The organism is Bifidobacterium sp. UMB1197 (assembly GCF_030217745.1).
Lineage (GTDB): Bacteria > Actinomycetota > Actinomycetes > Actinomycetales > Bifidobacteriaceae > Bifidobacterium > Bifidobacterium vaginale_B.
Genome location: NZ_JASOOL010000001.1, coordinates 169,392 through 187,121, shown reverse-complemented (window position 1 = coordinate 187,121; position 17,730 = coordinate 169,392). Strand labels below are relative to the sequence as shown.

Genomic DNA, 17,730 nt, shown 5'->3' with positions numbered 1-17,730 from the left:
ATACACAAATGGGGGATAACTTTGTGGATATCCTGCGGATAACTTTTTTGAAATCAAATCTAGTTTGCAATTCAAAAAAATTTATGATAGCAGATTATAAGCAATCAGCATAAGAAGATTTGAATAATCCAAGATGGAGCAGAACGGGTTACTAATATGAGCAATCAGAGCGAAGATGTTGATAAAAAAGACCTACTAAAACATATATTTTCGCTAGCAATTCCAACATTCGGTCAGCTGATTGCAGAGCCAGCGTTTGTTTTAATAGACACGGCAATAGTTGGGCATTTAGGTAAAACGCAGCTTGCGGGACTTTCAATAGGTTCAACCGTGCTTTTAACAACAACGGGATTATGCCTGTTTTTGGCGTACAACACAACAAGCCAAGTGGCAAGGCTTTTGGGAGCTGGCAAAAATCGCCAAGGTTTAAGCGTTGGAATGGATGGATTGTGGCTGGCACTTGGGCTGGGTATTGTTTTAACGCTTGCATTAATGGTGTTTGCGCGCCCACTTTGCCAAAGCTTTGGTGCAAGCGGGGAAACGCTTAGAAATGCTGTAATCTACACTCAAACTGTTATGCCAGGCTTGCCTGCAATGCTGCTAATTTACGCGGCAAATGGCATTTTTAGAGGTCTTAGCAAAGTAAGAATCACACTTTTTGCAGCAGTGAGTGGGGCTGTAGTAAATACGATTTTAGATATTCTATTTGTGTTTGGAATGAACCTTGGCATTGCTGGGTCGGGAATTGCCACAATGCTAGCACAGTGGTATATGGGTGTTGTTTTAACGGTGCCAGCGATTTTTTGGGCGGCTCGAGAAAAAGCGCGGCTTAGCCCGCGTGCGCGTAGCATACTTAAAAGCGCTGGAAGTGGAATTCCGCTGTTTATACGCACACTGGCGTTGCGTGCGTGCATGGTGGCAACCGTTGCGGCGGCTGCACGTCTTGGAACAAACACGCTAGCTGCATATCAGGTTGCAAATTCTTGCTGGAATTTTGTTATGAATATATTAGACGCTATAGGGATTGCGGCTCAAACAATAGTCGCCTCTGCGCTTGGAGCTGGATTAGTAAAACGCGCTAATGTAATAACAAAAATTTGTGCGCAGGTAGGTGCGTTAAGTAGCGTAATTGTTGGAATTCTAATGATACTTGCAGGTTGGTTATGTTCGCCGCTGTTTAGCCCAAATGCCGAAGTTCAGCTTTTGGTTTCAATAGGAATGACGATTCTTGGAATTTTCTTGCCGCTATCTGGGTTTATGTGGGCGCTAGACGGAGTGTTAATCGGAGCTGGAGATCACAAATATTTGGCTAAATCGTGCTCTATTACGGCGGTTGTGTATCTTCTTGTAATTAGCGCGGTTTGTGTGGTAAATGTGGCGCTTTTTGCGGGAGATGTTACTAAAACAATATCGCTTTGGGCTTCTCTTAATGTTGTTTATATTGGCGGGCGAGCTCTTGGAAATTCGCTTAGAGTTAAAACGGACGATTGGATGAAGTGCGCAACCTTGTGATTTGCGTAAACTACAGTTTGTGCATTGCGGCTTGTGTTGACTTATGTTGTCTAATATCAACTTGTGTTGGCATGCTCCGTGCAGGCGTTTATACTCGATTTTATGGCAGATAATGATATGTGGCAGTCAAGTAGAAATGACGCGAACCGATTAAACAACGCTAATGGGAATGTTAGCTTGTTTGACAAGGTTCCACCTCATGACGAAGACGCGGAAATGGCCGTTTTAGGCGGAATGCTAATGAGCAAAGATGCCATTGGCGAAGTTTCGCAAATTCTAGAAACTTCCGACTTTTACGTTCCAAAGCATCAGACGATTTACGATGCGATTATAAATTTGTTCTCGGGGTCGCAGCCGGTAGACGTTGTTCTAGTTGCAAATGAGCTTCTAAAAGACGAAAACTTAGAGAAGATTGGTGGAGCAGACTATTTGCACAGCCTAGTGGCCTGCGTGCCGACGGCTGCAAATGCGCTATATTACGCGGATATTGTGCATAAAAACGCGATTTTGCGAAACGTGATTGCTGCTGGAACAAAGATTGCGCAAATGGGCTATTCGGCCACTGGAGATCAAGCGGAAGACGTGGTAAATCTTGCGCAATCCGAGGTTTACGAGATGAGTTCTGGCAAGGTTCATCAGGATTATTCCGCTATTGGACCTGTTGTTCAAGACGCTCTCGAGCAGTTAGACAAGTTGCAAAGCAACGAGATTGAAAAAGGCGTTCCAACAGGATTTAGGGATATTGACGACATGACGCAAGGCTTGCAGCCTGGGCAGATGGTAGTGGTAGCTGGTAGGCCTGCAATGGGAAAGTCAACTCTTGGAATTGACTTTGCGCGTTCTGCTGCGCTGCATCACAATATGACAACAATCGTGTTCTCGCTAGAAATGAACAAGCTGGAGCTTGCGCAAAGAATAATCGCAGCCGAAACAGATATTCCAATGACGGCAATGCATCGCGGAACTCCAGAAGACATTACAACCGATAGGTGGACTAAGCTAAACGCGTTTTGGTCAAAAATGAAGGACGCGCCGCTGTTTATAGACGATAGCCCAAATATGAGTCTTATGGAAATCCGCGCAAAATGCAGGAGACTAAAGCAGACGAACGACCTAAAGCTAGTTGTAATCGATTACTTGCAACTTATGACTTCGGGTAAAAGGGTTGAATCGAGGCAGCAAGAGGTCTCCGAGTTTTCTCGCGCGTTAAAGCTGCTAGCAAAAGAGCTAGAAGTGCCAGTTGTTGCGCTAAGCCAGCTGAACCGCGGCCCAGAAATGCGAAATGATAAAAAGCCGCAGCTTTCGGATTTGCGCGAATCGGGTTCTATTGAGCAAGATGCAGACGTTGTGTTTCTTGTGCACAGGCCTGATTTTTACAACAAAGAAGATCGCCCTGGCGAAGCAGACATTATTATGGCAAAGCATCGTAATGGCCCTACGGAAACGTTTAATTTAGCTTTTCTTGGAGCAACGTCTAAGTTTAAAGATATGCCGCAAGGCTACCAACCGCAGTCGTATGCGCAGGGTAACGATACTGTTGGAGGCTATGATGGCCCTTCTGCTTGATGCGTTGATGCCAGCCGTAGGAAAGCTGGTTCGGGCGGTTTCTAGGGCTTTGCATCATGGCGGAAGCGCTTTGCCGGGCAAAGTTGTAGAAACACTAGACCCAGGGTTTTTAGCAAGAACGCTGGGAAAATTGCCTTATGGTGTTGTGCTAATTTCTGGAACCAATGGCAAAACCACTACAACGCGTATGGTTTCCTCTATGCTTAGAGACGCTGGATTGCGCGTGTTTACAAATCCTACGGGGTCTAATTTTACGCGCGGAGTTGTGGCGGCGCTTGTGCAGAAAATGCCAGTTTTTGGCGCAAAGTTAGATGCAGATATAGCTGTTTTAGAGCTTGACGAAGCCTATGCGGTGCATTTTGTAAAACAGATAAGTCCGCGCTACTCGCTGCTTTTAAACGTTATGCGAGATCAGTTAGATAGATTTGGCGAGATTGATACTACGGCTAAATTGTTGAGCAATGTGGCTCGTGCAACTAAGCGAGTGGTTGTGCTAAACCGCGAAGATCCAAGAATTTTGGCTTTAGCAGATGTAATTTCTTCGGGCGCTAGCGTGCGCTATTTTGGTTTGGATGATTCGCTAAAAAGCATGTTCCCAACCGACGACGATTTGCACAATGATTTGTCTGGCGATTTTAATGGCGATTCGCGTAGTGATTCGCGTAGTGATTCGCGCAATCTTCCACAAGCAGATGTTGTTTTGGCAAAAGTTGATGGCAATAAAGCCGATTTTTTGATTGATGGGAATAGAAAAACCACCAGCGTTAAGTTGCGAGGCGTGTACAACGTTTTTAATGCGGCCGCTGCCGCTACAGTTGTTCGCGCTATTTTGTCGGATGCTGCTAAAAAAGATGCGTCGCTTACAAAATTTAATGACGATGCGCTTATGGAAGCGATTTCTCGCGTAACGCCAGCGTTTGGGCGAGGCGAGATAATCGAAGTTAACGGAGCTGCCGTGGAGCTTGTTTTAGTGAAAAATCCTATTGGATTTAGACTTGCGCTTGCTTCGGATAATGTGCAAAATCACGACACAATGATTGCGATTTGCGACGAATACGCGGACGGGCGAGACATGAGCTGGCTGTGGGACGTTGATTTTACGTGCTTTAGCGGCACTGGAGTTGCTTGCGTTTCTGGCACTCGTGCATGGGATATGGCTTTGCGTTTGCAATACGACAAAGTTGCTTCTAGAAATGTGAACACTAACTTAGAAGAAGACGCTAAAGCCTTTGTAAATGGCGATTTTAGTAGCAATGCTAAAAACGCAAAACGCATATATTGCACATACACTGCCATGCTTCGCGTGCGAGCTATGTTGGGGCAAATCGCAAGCGTTAAAGACGTTGGTGTTGGAAAGTAAAGAAAGTAGCCGTTATGAATAATATGAGTGATGTTAATGATATTAGTCAAGCGGATGTTACTAATAAAGACGCAAACCGCGTGCTAGATATTGTGTCGCTGTATCCAAAAGACATGAATATTTACGGCGACTACGGCAATGTGCTTACGATTATGCGCCGAGCGGAATTGTACGGCTACAAGCCCGTGTTGCACGAGTATAACGTTGGAGATGCTTGGCCAAAGCGAGTAGATATGATTCTTGGCGGCGGCGGACAAGATCATGGTCAAAGCAGAGTTACTGAGGATTTGTTTACGCGTGCAGACGCGATTCGCGAGCTTGCAAAAAATGGCGTTCCAATGCTTATGATTTGCGGGCTTTACCAGCTTTTTGGAGAGTACTTTGAGACTATTGAGGGGCAAAAGCTTAAAGGCATAGGTGTACTCGGCGAGCATACGATTGGCCAAGATGTGCGCATGATTGGAAATCTAGTAGAGCATAGCGCCGATTTTGGCGATATTGTTGGCTACGAGAATCATTCTGGGCGCACAAGCTTGCAAGATGGCACTCAGCCGCTTGGATTGGTTGATGGCGAAGATTGCGGGAATAATGGTAAAGACCGCACGGAAGGCGCTAGAAAATACAACGTTATTGGCACTTATATGCACGGTTCGGTTTTGCCAAAAAATCCGCGTTTGGCTGACTTTTTGATCCGCACTGCTGCGCAAAATCGTTATGGAGAATTTGAGCCAAAGCAAACAGACGCCCAGCGCGCGGAGCTTGCCAAATTAGACGAATTAGCAGATTGCGCTCGCAAAATCGCCATAACTCGTCCGCGGTAAGAGATTTATCTGCGCTAAATTTGTCAACGCTAAATACAAAAGCCTGCTGAAATCGCAAAGTGTTGCAAAATCAGCAGGCTTTTTGTTGTCTAGCTTTTGATTCTAGTTTTCGTTTGATTTAGCTAGTGACTATTAGTCAATCAAGCCGTACAAGCGATCGCCAGCGTCGCCAAGACCTGGAACAATATAAGCTTTGTCGTTCAGATGCTCATCTACAGCGCAAACAACAACCTTAAAGTCAATAGAAGGATCAATCTCCTTCTCAATGCGCTCCAAGCCTTCTGGCGCTGCCAAAATGTTAATAGCGGTAACATCTTTAGCGCCGCGCTCTGCCAAATAATGCGTAGCGGCAATAAGAGTGCCGCCAGTAGCAAGCATTGGGTCAAGAAGGAAGCATTGACGACCAGTCAAATCTTCTGGCAAACGGTTAGCATAAGTGACGATGTCGAGCGTCTGCTCGTCTCGCTTCATGCCAAGGAATCCAACCTCAGCGGTTGGAAGAAGGCGAGTCATGCCGTCGAGCATACCAAGACCAGCGCGCAAAACCGGCACAACCATTGGGCGTGGGCGGTTTAAATGCTTGCCAGTCATCTTGCAAATAGGAGTTTCAATCTCTCGATCGCTAACTTCTAGATTGCGGGTTGCTTCGTATGCTTCGAGTGTTACCAATTCGGAAACTAACTCGCGGAAAATGTTAGATGGTGTATTCTTATCTCGCAAAACGGTGAGCTTGTGGTCCACCAGCGGATGATGTAAAACATGAAGATCCATACCTTCTAGATTAGTGCAAGCATTGCACGTTAAGCTAGCGGCGTGCCGTGAATATTTAGAAAAAATATAAACAAGTGTTAATGAAGGTTGAATTTTGTGAATTGCTGGAGAATATTAAATATTTTAAAAACGCTGACTTGCGAAAGCGCCTGTCGGCGCAAACGCCGCTCGCAGCGGCAAAAAATGGAGCCCGGGGCTTAAGCACAAGCCAGCGTCACTCCCGAGTATACATGCTTTTCGATTTCAGCGCGCCGCGAATAATCTAATCAAGCTTGCCTGCCTGCCATAATTTTGCGCCGCTAGCAAAGTCTAAAGAAAGCGCGTGCATGTTAGCGCAGGTGTGTAAAATGTTGGCAATTTTTTGCGCGTTGTTGCTGCTAGAGTCTTGCGCATTTTGGCTTAGTTTTTTTGCGTACGCACGCATTCCTCGCGAAATAATCGCGCTAAATGCACAAGCTCTGTATAGCGCAACAGCAAAATCGCCAGTAAACGCGCCAGAAAGAATCGAGTCTGCAAGTCGCGCAATATCTTCTCCTGTAGGAGCCTCGTCAACTCCAGTAATTGCCGAAGCACTAGTGGCTTCTGGCTCGCCAAGACGCCAATATGCAGCGTAGGCATCGCCATTCTTGCGCAGCGATGTTCGAAGCAAATACAGCCTCCAAAGCATTCCAGGAAGAGACTGAGCTTCTGCTTTACTCCACAAATCCGCAATAATCTCAATGCCTTCGTTTTCTACCAAGTTGAGCACGCGCTCAACAATCTCGGGAGTCTGCGTTTTATGAACGCGATTTAGCAAAACAGCTGCCGACGTGCGGCTAATTTCGTTTACAATTTGTGGGTCTGTGCCGCCTTCAATTTGCGCGAGCATTGCTGGATCCATTTGCGCTGGCCTGCTAGGGCGATTGGAGCCTATTGGGCTTGGCATAAACGCGGACCTGCTAGAGTGAATTGAACCCGATTGCGAATTAATATTAGTAGACAATTGGCAAAACCTTTTCTATGTTTACAATTTTAGGGCCTTTTTCGGTGCTTACAATGTGCAAAATCACTGCGCTTCCTGTAGGCATGTATGGCGATTTTTGGCTGAGTATGCGTTTATTTGCTTTTGGCTTAGAAATATCCCTTAAATGCGCAAAAAATGTTCCAATAATTGGGCGATGCAAGCACATAACTGTTGTTGTTGCGGTTGTTGTTTCTGTTGTGTTGCCATCGTTAGTTGTATCTATAAGATTTTTGATTTCACTTGTTAGCACGTTTAGAGTTGATTTTGGATTTTTGTCGTGAAAATCTTCTGTAAGTTCCGCCACTTTTTCTATGTTGATTGAAGAGTTTTTTGCAAAAGCGTCTACAGTTTCCAAGCATCGCTTCCAAGGAGAAGAAATGATTTTGTCTGGCGCGTAGCAAGCAAGTTCGCGGCCAAGCGCGTAGGATGCTGCAGAACCAAGTGGTGTGATTGGGCGAGTGGCCTCGCTGCCTTGCCAAGCTTTTCTCGATTCCGCTTTGCCGTGTCGTACAAGAATCAACGTTTTATAATTTGCTTGCCCAGACTTGATTCGCTCAAGGAATGCGTCTAAAACAAGTTGATCACTATCGTGCGTAAGTTTTTTGCGCGCTTTTTCAGGCGTGAGCCAAATAACATTGCCGATTTCCGTAGGCTTTGCTGGTTTTATTGGACCAAATGCTGGTAAGCGTTTTAATGCTGCACTTTCGCTTATTTCTTGCATCATCCAGTAGTGGATTCGCTTAATTACTTCTGGCTGACTGTTGTTTTGTGCGCTGCTTTTTGCTGACGATTTTTTGCCTTCGTTTTCGAGCGGATACTCGATTTGTGCAATATGTGGTCCAAGTGTAACTGCGTAGCCAGTCTCTTCGCCAACTTCGCGCACAGCAGTGTGACGATGCGATTCATTCGCCTCGTTCTTGCCTTTTGGCCAGCTCCAATCGTTGTATTTTGGGCGGTAAACAAGGCAAAGTTCTATGTTGCTTTCGTTTAACACTTGATTACAAGCGTTGGATTCGCTGCCAACATTACCGAAATCTTTATTTGGATTTGTGCTGTTCGGATTGCTTGACTTGCTTTCTTTGCTAGCAGTTTTGCGCAAGCGGTAGATGATTCCGCCAGCTGCTTCAACATATCTCTTCGCTACTGTTGCACTCATATTCACTATCTTAGCGTTTTTCTTTTGTAACTTTTAGTTGTGCTTTAATGTTTTATATTTTTAATGTTTTATATCTTGTACACAGTCATTACTTGTATAAACGTGCGAAGCAAAAGTGCTGTTATTGTTTGCCAATACTCCAATTCTCCCAAAACTGGCAAATTATGGCGTAAAAAACATCCTAAAACTGGCAAATTATTATTCAAAAAACATCCTAAAACTGGCAAATAATGCTATAATCGTTGTAATATCAACATTAAAAAGAGTAAGCCATGGAACGACTAGCATTACAAAAATTAATTGCCTGGAATAGCAAGCCGAATCGTAAGCCGCTAATTATATGGGGTGCGCGTCAGGTTGGCAAAACGTATCTAGTAAAAGAACTTTTTGCGGAAAAATATTATAAAAATAGTTATATTTACATCGATCTTAAAAAAGAAGATGAGGTTCGTAACTTTTGCGAAAGCACAGCAAACGCAGAAAAGATTATAGAATACTTGTCTTTGCGATTTTCCAAGGCTATAGATGAAGGCACTTTGCTGATTTTTGACGAGATCCAAGAATGCCCAAATATTATTTCGTCGCTTAAATATTTTTGCCAAGATTTTAGAAGAATTCACGTAATTGCAACGGGTTCAATGGTGCGAATCAAATTGCATCGCGAAGCTCACAAGCAAAATTCGTCTAAATCAGCAGTTGGCCAATTCCTCTTTCCAGTAGGCAAAATTGACCAGATAACAATCTATCCAATGACTTTTGGTGAGTTCCTACTAAACAATAACAGTCTTCTATATTCAAAGGTGCGCGAAGCATATGATTCTAAGCAAGCGCTGCCTACAGAAATTCACAATCTTGCGTTAAATGAAGTGTATAAATATTTGCTGATTGGGGGTATGCCAGAAGCAGTAGGAGCATATATTGAGCGCAAAGATTTACTAGAATCGCGTGAGGTTTTGCGCTCGCTTTATGACAATTATCTTGCAGATATGGAGTTGTATCAAGCAAGTAGCGAATCGATTTTAAGATCTCGACTTTTATTTGAGAATATTTTTAGAGAGCTTAACAAGGAATCAAAAAACTTTTCAGCTGGTCTTATTAAAAAAGATAGTAGAACTAGAGATTTTGCGACATCCATTCAATGGCTGCTTATGACTCATATTGTTAATCAGTCGTTCCAGCTTAAAGAGCATATAACTATGCCACTTATGCAAGAGAATGAAAGCAATTTCCGACTATTTTTGTGCGATATTGGCATGTTCTCGTATCAAAGCGGAGTTAATGCAGCATCTTTTATTTCAAACGAAAGAGACAATACGCTATCTGGTATTTTCTTCGAAAATTACGTTGCAAACGAACTTAGCGCAAATGGTTTAAAACTGTTTTATTGGCGCGGGAAATCAGATTCAGAATTGGAATTTATAATTGAATCAAATAATAAGCTTTTCCCGATTGATGTTAAAAAAGGCAGAGGAACTCTTAATTCTTTAAATAAGTTTGCAATGCACAACAAGTTTGAGTTTGCAATAAAAGTTTCTAAAAATAATTATGGCTATGATGCAAATCAGAAAATCGCGACTATGCCATTTTATTTTATGACGTTCGTGGCTAGCGATTTGGCTGCTGGAACGCTTGAGATTTAGTGTAAACAAGTGTCACGTACGGGAGTGTCACGTGCGGGAGTGCGGCTGCGCGGAGTTTAGTATTGGCTCATAGCAAATCAGTTGCCAGTTTTCATATATTTACGCTGTCTACTTGTTATTTTTCCTAGTGCTTTTACTTTATTTTCTGCAATTAGCTTGCGCAAATGTCGTCTGACTGTTTCTGGAGACTTTTGAGTCAGTTCAGCTAATTCTGGAGTCGTTATTGTAGAGTCAACAGGTATAAGTGCTAGCAAAATATCGTCATTTAATAGATTCCTTTTGCTATCTTCTTGTGTGCGTTCCTCTTGAGTGTAATTTTCCAATGTTTGTCTAGTTTGTTTAGTATTAGCAAGTTCCTCAACATAGTTTTTGTTAGAATCCATTATCTCAGAGCGGTTTGTGTGATCTACGTAATTTACATAATTCATGTTGCGAGGAAGTTTTGCTTTTGCGCGCTGCAAAATCACGCTAAAAGAGCCCAGCTTAGGTATAAATTGTGGTTTTGGCAGCGACCATGCTTGCATTTCGTTAATCATAAACGCAATTCCGCTGCCTTGACCTTCAACTGGGCCTGCTCCAATTCTATTTGCTTCGATTGGAGTATATTGTGCCAATTGCATAAGAGCAGAGTTTCTGCACTTCGATTCGCCGTCATCAATGTTGTCAAGCGTTTTTCCTCCCCATAATCCTCCAGGATTTGTTATAACAACTCTGTTGGGGAAAATATCAACACTTACAGGCTGACCTTGAAAATATTCGTGGTATTCTCTGTGAATTACTGCATTAGCTATGGCTTCGCGTAGAACTTCGCGTGGAATCTCTGATTCTTCTATGCGTTCAACGCCATTAATAAATGTGCTAACTCGAAGATTTTTAATAACCGCATTTACGGCATCTTCAATCATTTCAGATATTGCGCCGCTACATTCTTCGCGATCTATAAAACGCTGTACTCCAGTCGAAGATTTTTCTGTTCCTGCGTGAGCTGTTACGTCAATAAATAATCGCGGGAAAAATTGCTGTGGATAGTTTCCAAGAGTTAAAAGTCCTGCCATTCGCACGCGCCCTTGCCTATCTGTAATATTAAGACGCGTGAGCTTTTCATCTTCTGTTGTAGTTCCGCGTAAAGCTTTGGAATTTGCTCGTCTTGTTATAAGGTTTTCGACTAAGTCCTTGTTTAAATCAGATTTTGTAGCTTCTTTAACGATCGATAAATCTATATCGCTTGGGCGCAGCGCGTTTTCTATTTCGTAAACTTCGTCATTCGACATACGAATGTCTTTATCGTCAACGCGTTTGTAGCTTCCGCCTTTACTTCCTTTAGCTGTAATGTAGCATGGCTTTTTGTCGGTAGTGTTTTCGTAGATTTTTATAGCCAGGATTTGATAGTTATTGTCTACGATTACTCTTTCTAAGTCATATTTTGGGGGGTATGTTAGTCGTGCTCCATTGACTCCGCCATCGCCTATCCCTTCAATAAATTGATCGCGAACTTTTTTAATATCGAAGTTTTTTGTTGGGGAAAAATTATTGCTTTCATCTAATCCGAGTAGTAGTGTGCCGCCATTTGTGTTAGCGAATGCGCTTACTGTTTCCCACACGCTTACGCTGAGCTTTGCATCACAGCTTTTTGCTTCATAGTTGGAGTCGTCGGTTTTTTGCATGCGCAGTCGTTCTATGGCGTCTTTTATCTGTTCATTTAGGATTGCCATTTTTGACTCCTCGGTTAACTGTGATTTGCCAATGCTTAAATGCTGTTACTGTTACTGTCACTGTCATAATATCACAGTCATGACTGTGATAAAAGTGTTATGACTGTCATTTTTCTCGTTCGTGACAGTGAATTTCGTATATATGACTGTCATCTACTATATTTTGACTGTGAGCTTACGCATTTTGACCGAGATGTGTCGACTTATGACTGTCATTCTGCCTGACGTGACTGTGTGGATGCGTGGCTGTGTGGATGCGCTAGGATAGCGATTTGTGGTTTGCGAGCATCCTAAAAAAGTCGCAGCTCGTCCGAATTTGCACCGCGCATATCGTCATAATCCAAAATAAGGCAAGTAAATCCTCTATCTTGCGCAAGAGTGCGTGCTTGTGCGCTAATCGTTTGCGCCGCAAAAATGCCGCGAACGGGTTTAAGAAGCGGGTCGCGGTTTAGTAACTCGCAATATCGCGTAAGCTGCTCAACGCCGTCAATACCGCCATTTCGTTTAATCTCAATGGCAACGTGAACGCCGTTAGAATCCTTAGCCATAATATCCACTGGACCAATCGCAGTAGGGTATTCGCGGCGAACAAGCTTTGCGCCTTTACCAATGCGTTCAATCTGCTCTGCTAAATAATGCTGCAAATGCTCTTCCACTCCGTCTTTAACAAGGCCTGGGTCTTCGCCTAAATCGTAAGAAGAATCGCTGTAAACATGCTGCAAAACAATGCGAAGTATGTCGTTGCCTTTTTTGGCTGCGATTTTTAAAATCGTTCCGTCTGCAAAAACAGACTCGGAGCTAGATTTTGCTTCGGCTTTTGCTTTAGATTTTGCTTCGGCTTTTGCTTCGGCTTTTGCTTCGCCCTCACTAGATTTTCCTTCAACGCGCATTGTGCAAGGCGCAACCATCCAATTTAGCGGCTTGTATGATCCAAGCTCCGAAAAAATGAGTACGCTTCCGTCTTCTTTAATTAGCAAGACGCGTTTAGACATTGGAAGACTTGCATTAAGCCTACCCGTGTATTCTGCACTACAATCCGCAACAATAATTCGCACACAAAAAGCGTAGCATAAATCGCGTAACTACTTGCACAAAAACTATCTGCCCAAAGCCGCCGCTAAATCGCGATTCTGCCAGCGCTGGTGCAGTGCGCAATAGCCTCCAAAAAGCAAGAGCCAAATAAGTCCGCCAATCGCAGATCCGCGAGTGTCTTCGCTAATAAATAGCGTTATGTAAACAAACACAAAGAATGCAATCGTTAGTGAATTAAGCAGCTTATAGTGCGGCATAACAAAGCCGTCTGGCATAAAATCAGCCGAAGCGCGGTACTTTCTGTGCGTAACCATAATCAAAATGTAAATCATGATTATTACTGCCGAAGACGCAGAAGCAAACACAATAAACGCGCCATGCACTCCAGGAATTGAGTTAATAAGCGGCGAGAAAAGAATTAGCGCAGCGGAGAAAATGATTGCCCTTGCAGGAACCTTAGTACGCGAAACTTTGCGCAAATGTGAAAGAGCAGGGGAATTAGATTCCAGAGCAATTTGATACATGTGCCTTCCTGCAGAATAAAGCAGCGAATTAAGCGCAGAAGATGCGGCCGTGATTACTACAAAGAACACAAGCGCTGAAGCCCAATGAAGCCCCGCATATTGGAAAACCATAATAAACGGAGACATGTAAACGCCTTTAGAATCGGTAGCTTTAAATTGTTGCCAAGGAACAATTAACATGATTGAAGCAAGCGCTCCAACGTAGAAAATCAAGATTCGCATAATAATCTCGTTAATTGCCTTTGGTAAAACTTGGCGAGGATTCTTAGTTTCCGATACGGTAACGCCTACAAACTCAATAAGCTGGTATGCGTAGAACACCATTTGGAAGCTCATCAAAAATGCCAGCCATCCATTTGGCATAAGCGAGAAGTTGTTGAAAATATTGTCAAAGCCTGCGTGGCCTGCAGGATTTACAACGCCACTAATCTCCGTTGCAGGGTAATGGTAGCCAATAATAACCATTACGGCGGCAGTTGCAATAAGGGCAACGATTAGCGTTATTTTGATCATTGAGAACCAAAACTCTGTTTCACCAAACAGCTTAACCGCAATCAGATTTATGCATACCAAAGCGCCCAAAAATGCCACTTCTATAAGCCATTTCCATCCGCTAACGTCTATTCCAAAAGTTTGGAAGAATGTAATACAATACGTACTAACGGCTGTAATCTCGCTCATGCCAATAAGCACAAGCACTATCCAATACGACCATCCTGCAAAATTGCCCCAGCCTTTGCCTAAATATTTCGTAATAAAGCTAATAAAAGTGTGCTGGTTTGGGTCTTTATACATTAGTTCGCCAATGCCACGCATAAGCAAAAACATGATTAGGCCAACGATTATGTATACAAACATAATGCTAGGGCCTGTAAGACTAATGGATTTGCCAGAACCCAAGAATAGGCCAGTGCCGATTGTTCCACCTATAGCAATGAATTGAACGTGTCTTTTTGTAAGGCTGCGCTCCATCTTGTTAGTGTGACCATTGTTAGTTTGGTCAATATCACTCATTGCTATAACTCCATTCTTTTAGACTTGAGCTTTCAATTTTATAAGAACCCGTAAATATTGGATTATTATTCCACGCTTTTAAGCGAGCTTACGGGGTCAATGCGGTCTAGTGCTGGGCTGGTTGACCATTGAACAATAAGAGCAAAAATCAGCGTTGCAAAGCCAGCAATCGCATAGCTTAGCCAAGATACCTCGACTTCAAAATACAGCGCTGGCATTCGCAAGGCGTTTGTTAGCAAGCCAGCAACTAGTCTTCCTAGTGGTAAACCAACTAGAACGCCTATTACGGTGAGTGCAAACATTTCTTTATGCACGTAGGCATGAACTTCTTTTTGATAGAACCCAAGAACTTTCAACGTAGCTATCTCTCGAGATCTTTCCGAAATATTGGTGCTTGCAAGCGTAAAGAGTACGGCCAGTGCCAAACCAGCGGCCAGAGTCACTATAAGCGCAACAACTGCATTCATTAAATCGAAGCTAAAAGCGTGTTTCATACGCGTAATGCTCATAACAGCAAGAACACCTTCTCGGTTAGCAACATTATCGGCGTAACGCATTTTTGCGTCGTCTTTTCCGCAAAGTTGTAGCATTAAAGCGTTGTGCTTAATGGTTTTTCCATTCTTAAAGCCGAATATTTTTTCGTAGCAGCGCGAAGTCATGTATATATTTGATCCAATAAGATTGCGAACTACGGCTCGCAACTTTACTTTTGCGCGTTTAAAGTTGGAATTAGTTATTTTAATATAATCTCCGCGAGAAACGTTAAGCGATGATGCTGCGCTTTGAGAAAGAAGAGGCCCGTCATCGTTAAGCGAAATAGTTTGCAAATTGTTATTAACGTCTTGAAGATTAACCATTTTAGACAACGTTGCTGAATCTTTAACAACTACAATTTGCACGCTTTCGGAATCTTCAACGCTTCTAGCGTTGGATTTGTTGGATTTTCCGCTATTCACATTGCTTTTTGCGATTTCTCCAGAGCTGATGTAGGCAGGCAAAATGGTATCAACAAGATTGTTGGATTTATCTTTTTGCATGCTTTTCTTCATATTTTGGAATGCATCTGGAGTGGAAATAGAAATCATGTCGTAGTGGTAAATGCCGTCATACTGGCGAATGCCAAGGGTTGCAACGGTATCGTTTAGTGCCAGTGCGCACACAATTAACGCCGTGCACCCAGCTACGCCGCCAATTGTCATGCATAATCTGCCTTTAAAACGAGCCAGATTTCTTATAGATACCTTGTTTAAAAAGCTTAGGCGATTCCAAATAAATGGCAGACGTTCAAGAAGTACGCGAGCGCCCGCTTTTGGTGATTTTGGACGCAGCAATGTTGCTGGAACCTGCCTTGTTTCCCTCCAACTTACGATTATTGTGCATATGGCAACTGGTATTACAAACGCGAGCACACAAAGCGAGCCGTAAAGCCAGTCGTAGCGTAAAACAACTCCTGGAACTGTGTATAATCCGCGCAAAATCTTAAGCAACAAGGATGGTATTGCTAAGAATCCTAGAATATCGCCGATTCCGCCGCCTATAAAGCAGGCGAAAATCGCAAAGAAAGCATGTCTTGTTACAGCTGCGCAGCGGCCATAGCCTAGGCTTAAGTAGGTTCCGATTAGTCCTCGTTCCTCTTCTACCATTCTTGCCATTGCCGTTAGGCTCATCATCATTGCCACTATAAGGAACAGCACTGGAAAAGCGTAGCCTAGTGATTGAATCGAAGCCACATCCGAGCGCAATCGTGTGTAGCTGCCATTTTCTATGCGTGTAGCAATATGCCATCTTGCTTGAGGAACAAGTTTTTGCACTTCTGGCTTAATTTTTGCGTAAATCTGCGCACGAGCCTTAGTTAGCACCGAGGCAGGCGCATTTTTTAGCATTGCAGTGGAAGCTATAGTCTGATTTACTTTTTGATTTGTCTGGTCTTCTATAACTTGATTTCTGCGCGTTTTTTGGCAATCGCTTTGTACGCTATTTTTAATCTGATTTGAAGCATCTGCCACAATTGCGCGATACTTTTGCGAAAAATTATTAACGCGGCTAGGCTTTGCTAATCGCACCGATATAGATGTGTATGGGTGGTTATTAGTGCTTTTGCTAGCAGCAGATGTGAAAATTGAATATCTCGATATAACAGAGTTACGGAAAGCTTTTGACTGATACCCGTTTGGATTGTCTAAATCGTTAACATCCAACACGCTTCCCGTAATTAAAATCTTATATTTTTGCTTTTGATTAGTACCATTAGCTAAACCAGAGTTTTGTTGTACGTTTAAAAACAGCGTGCTACCTATATGCAAGCCACTATCGTGCAAAAATCGTTCAGTTACGGCAGCTTGGCGATTATTAGTTGGCATATTGCCGCGCAGTAGATGCAGTCGATTTAGATTTTTAGAATTGTGATTATATTGAACGAGGTTCATTGCGTAAGACAAACTGTCATTATTTAGCGGGTGGGCGGTGGCTTTAAAAGACTTTTCGCCCTCGGCTTCGCTAACAATGGGCAATTTTTTGATTGCTTTAACATCGTTGTTGGTTAATCCAAGAGTAGATACGATTTGTAAGTCGTAAGCTTTGAGATTTGTGTAAACATTGTTTGCACCAAGAAGCATGTCGTTGCAGCCTGCGTAGATGCCTGTCATAACAGCAACTCCAAGCATTGCTATAACGGCGAGTACGCAAAAACGGCGCCATTCATGAATCCACATTCGTACGGCGCTAATAAAAACTATTGGCAAAATGGAGTGTGCGCGCTTAGTGCGAATCGCAGTTTTACGCTTGATTATCTTGGATTTTACGGTTTTGTTATTCACTATAAATCACCACTCTGCATCACCACTCAATGTCTGCGATTGCAGCGGGATTTTCTTGAACAGTTTCACTTACGACTTTTCCAGAATGGAATCGCACAACTTTGTGTGCCATAGGAGCAATCGCCGCGTTATGCGTAATAATAAGAACCGTCATGCCTTCTTTTTGGCAAATATCTTGAAGTAATTGCAAAACAGCTTTTCCAGTTTCGTAATCTAATGCGCCCGTTGGCTCGTCGCATAAAAGCAGCTTAGGTTTTTTAGCTAGTGCACGCGCAATAGAAACTCGCTGCTGCTCGCCGCCCGAAAGCTGGGCTGGAAAATTGTTAAGTCTGTTTTCCAAACCTACGTCAATAAGTGTTTGAGCTGGGTCAAAATGATCTGAGCAAATTTGGGAAGCAAGCTCCACGTTTTCTAATGCCGTTAAATTTGGAACAAGATTGTAGAACTGAAAAACAAATCCAATATCTTCTCTGCGATACTTTACAAGTCCACGGCCATTGAGCTTTGTAACATTTAAATCGCCAACAGTTACGCTACCGCTTGTTGCTGTATCCATGCCGCCTAAAATATTCAATGCCGTAGTTTTTCCAGCTCCCGAAGCGCCTAAAATAACGGTTAGTTTGCCGCGCTCGGCTGTAAAACTGGCATCATCTAGCGCTCGCACGACGCCTGTACCAGATGGGTACTCTTTTACAACATGATCAAATGTTATGTACGCCACAATGCACCTTGCTTACTGATTGTTTAATTATGTTTTGCTATTAATTCTTAATTTTAATTTATTATGTAATTTTAATTTATTA

Annotated in this window: 13 protein-coding genes; 5 read left to right on the top strand and 8 right to left on the bottom strand. The window is 43.1% G+C overall.

The features are described 5' to 3' along the window. The first annotated feature begins 156 nt into the window (after positions 1–156). The 4 genes from QP420_RS00805 (at position 157) to QP420_RS00790 (ending at position 5,259) form a co-directional block, all read left to right on the top strand. A complete protein-coding gene (locus tag QP420_RS00805) occupies positions 157–1,512 on the top strand; it encodes an MATE family efflux transporter (RefSeq protein ID WP_415695440.1) in 1,356 nt (451 codons plus the stop codon). A 102-nt stretch (positions 1,513–1,614) separates the two neighbouring features. Further along, positions 1,615–3,078: a replicative DNA helicase gene (gene dnaB, locus QP420_RS00800; protein ID WP_060787028.1), complete on the top strand. Its 1,464-nt coding sequence runs from the start codon at positions 1,615–1,617 to the stop codon at positions 3,076–3,078. Continuing rightward, a complete protein-coding gene (locus tag QP420_RS00795) occupies positions 3,062–4,438 on the top strand; it encodes a DUF1727 domain-containing protein (protein WP_464405981.1) in 1,377 nt (458 codons plus the stop codon). Before dnaB ends, QP420_RS00795 begins: the two co-directional genes overlap by 17 nt. Positions 4,439–4,452: 14 nt before the next feature. After that, positions 4,453–5,259, top strand: coding sequence for a type 1 glutamine amidotransferase (locus tag QP420_RS00790; protein WP_481616305.1), 807 nt, complete (start codon positions 4,453–4,455; stop codon positions 5,257–5,259). A 132-nt stretch (positions 5,260–5,391) separates the two neighbouring features. Here QP420_RS00790 and upp read toward each other — a convergent pair whose 3' ends face one another. From upp to QP420_RS00775, 3 genes are all read right to left on the bottom strand, one after another. Then, the gene (gene upp, locus QP420_RS00785) at positions 5,392–6,030 is read right to left on the bottom strand and encodes a uracil phosphoribosyltransferase (RefSeq protein ID WP_004120306.1); all 639 of its coding nucleotides are present in this window, start codon (positions 6,028–6,030) and stop codon (positions 5,392–5,394) included. Between the two features lie 262 nt (positions 6,031–6,292). Beyond that, positions 6,293–6,955, bottom strand: coding sequence for a thymidine phosphorylase (locus tag QP420_RS00780; RefSeq protein WP_481616347.1), 663 nt, complete (start codon positions 6,953–6,955; stop codon positions 6,293–6,295). Positions 6,956–7,001: 46 nt separating this feature from the next. Further along, the gene (locus QP420_RS00775) at positions 7,002–8,189 is read right to left on the bottom strand and encodes an NUDIX hydrolase (protein WP_481616304.1); all 1,188 of its coding nucleotides are present in this window, start codon (positions 8,187–8,189) and stop codon (positions 7,002–7,004) included. A 272-nt stretch (positions 8,190–8,461) separates the two neighbouring features. Between QP420_RS00775 and QP420_RS00770 the strand changes: the two genes are divergently transcribed. Further along, a complete protein-coding gene (locus tag QP420_RS00770; RefSeq protein ID WP_060787034.1) occupies positions 8,462–9,829 on the top strand; it encodes an ATP-binding protein in 1,368 nt (455 codons plus the stop codon). Positions 9,830–9,906: 77 nt separating this feature from the next. Here the strand turns inward: QP420_RS00770 and QP420_RS00765 are convergent, their stop codons facing one another. From QP420_RS00765 to QP420_RS00745, 5 genes are all read right to left on the bottom strand, one after another. Then, positions 9,907–11,541, bottom strand: a complete 1,635-nt coding sequence (locus tag QP420_RS00765) for an ATP-binding protein (protein WP_481616303.1) — start codon at positions 11,539–11,541, stop codon at positions 9,907–9,909. Between the two features lie 290 nt (positions 11,542–11,831). Beyond that, complete coding sequence (gene nucS, locus QP420_RS00760; protein WP_481616302.1) at positions 11,832–12,596, bottom strand: endonuclease NucS; 765 nt, start codon at positions 12,594–12,596, stop codon at positions 11,832–11,834. A gap of 42 nt (positions 12,597–12,638) precedes the next feature. Continuing rightward, a complete protein-coding gene (locus tag QP420_RS00755; RefSeq protein WP_060787037.1) occupies positions 12,639–14,111 on the bottom strand; it encodes an amino acid permease in 1,473 nt (490 codons plus the stop codon). A gap of 65 nt (positions 14,112–14,176) precedes the next feature. Then, entirely contained in the window at positions 14,177–16,927 is a 2,751-nt protein-coding gene (locus QP420_RS00750) for an ABC transporter permease (RefSeq protein ID WP_481616301.1), read from the bottom strand. 19 nt (positions 16,928–16,946) lie between these two features. Further along, a complete protein-coding gene (locus QP420_RS00745) occupies positions 16,947–17,648 on the bottom strand; it encodes an ABC transporter ATP-binding protein (protein ID WP_481616300.1) in 702 nt (233 codons plus the stop codon). Between the last annotated feature and the right edge of the window lie 82 nt (positions 17,649–17,730).

Bases quoted from the DNA above. Each gene is read 5' to 3' on its own strand.
- upp (WP_004120306.1), bottom strand. From the start codon at position 6,030: ATGGATCTTCATGTTTTACATCATCCGCTGGTGGACCACAAGCTCACC.
- QP420_RS00805 (WP_415695440.1), top strand. From the start codon at position 157: ATGAGCAATCAGAGCGAAGATGTTGATAAAAAAGACCTACTAAAACAT.
- QP420_RS00790 (WP_481616305.1), top strand. From the start codon at position 4,453: ATGAATAATATGAGTGATGTTAATGATATTAGTCAAGCGGATGTTACT.
- QP420_RS00765 (WP_481616303.1), bottom strand. From the start codon at position 11,541: ATGGCAATCCTAAATGAACAGATAAAAGACGCCATAGAACGACTGCGC.
- dnaB (WP_060787028.1), top strand. From the start codon at position 1,615: ATGGCAGATAATGATATGTGGCAGTCAAGTAGAAATGACGCGAACCGA.
- QP420_RS00755 (WP_060787037.1), bottom strand. From the start codon at position 14,111: ATGAGTGATATTGACCAAACTAACAATGGTCACACTAACAAGATGGAG.
- QP420_RS00780 (WP_481616347.1), bottom strand. From the start codon at position 6,955: ATGCCAAGCCCAATAGGCTCCAATCGCCCTAGCAGGCCAGCGCAAATG.
- QP420_RS00775 (WP_481616304.1), bottom strand. From the start codon at position 8,189: ATGAGTGCAACAGTAGCGAAGAGATATGTTGAAGCAGCTGGCGGAATC.
- QP420_RS00795 (WP_464405981.1), top strand. From the start codon at position 3,062: ATGGCCCTTCTGCTTGATGCGTTGATGCCAGCCGTAGGAAAGCTGGTT.
- QP420_RS00770 (WP_060787034.1), top strand. From the start codon at position 8,462: ATGGAACGACTAGCATTACAAAAATTAATTGCCTGGAATAGCAAGCCG.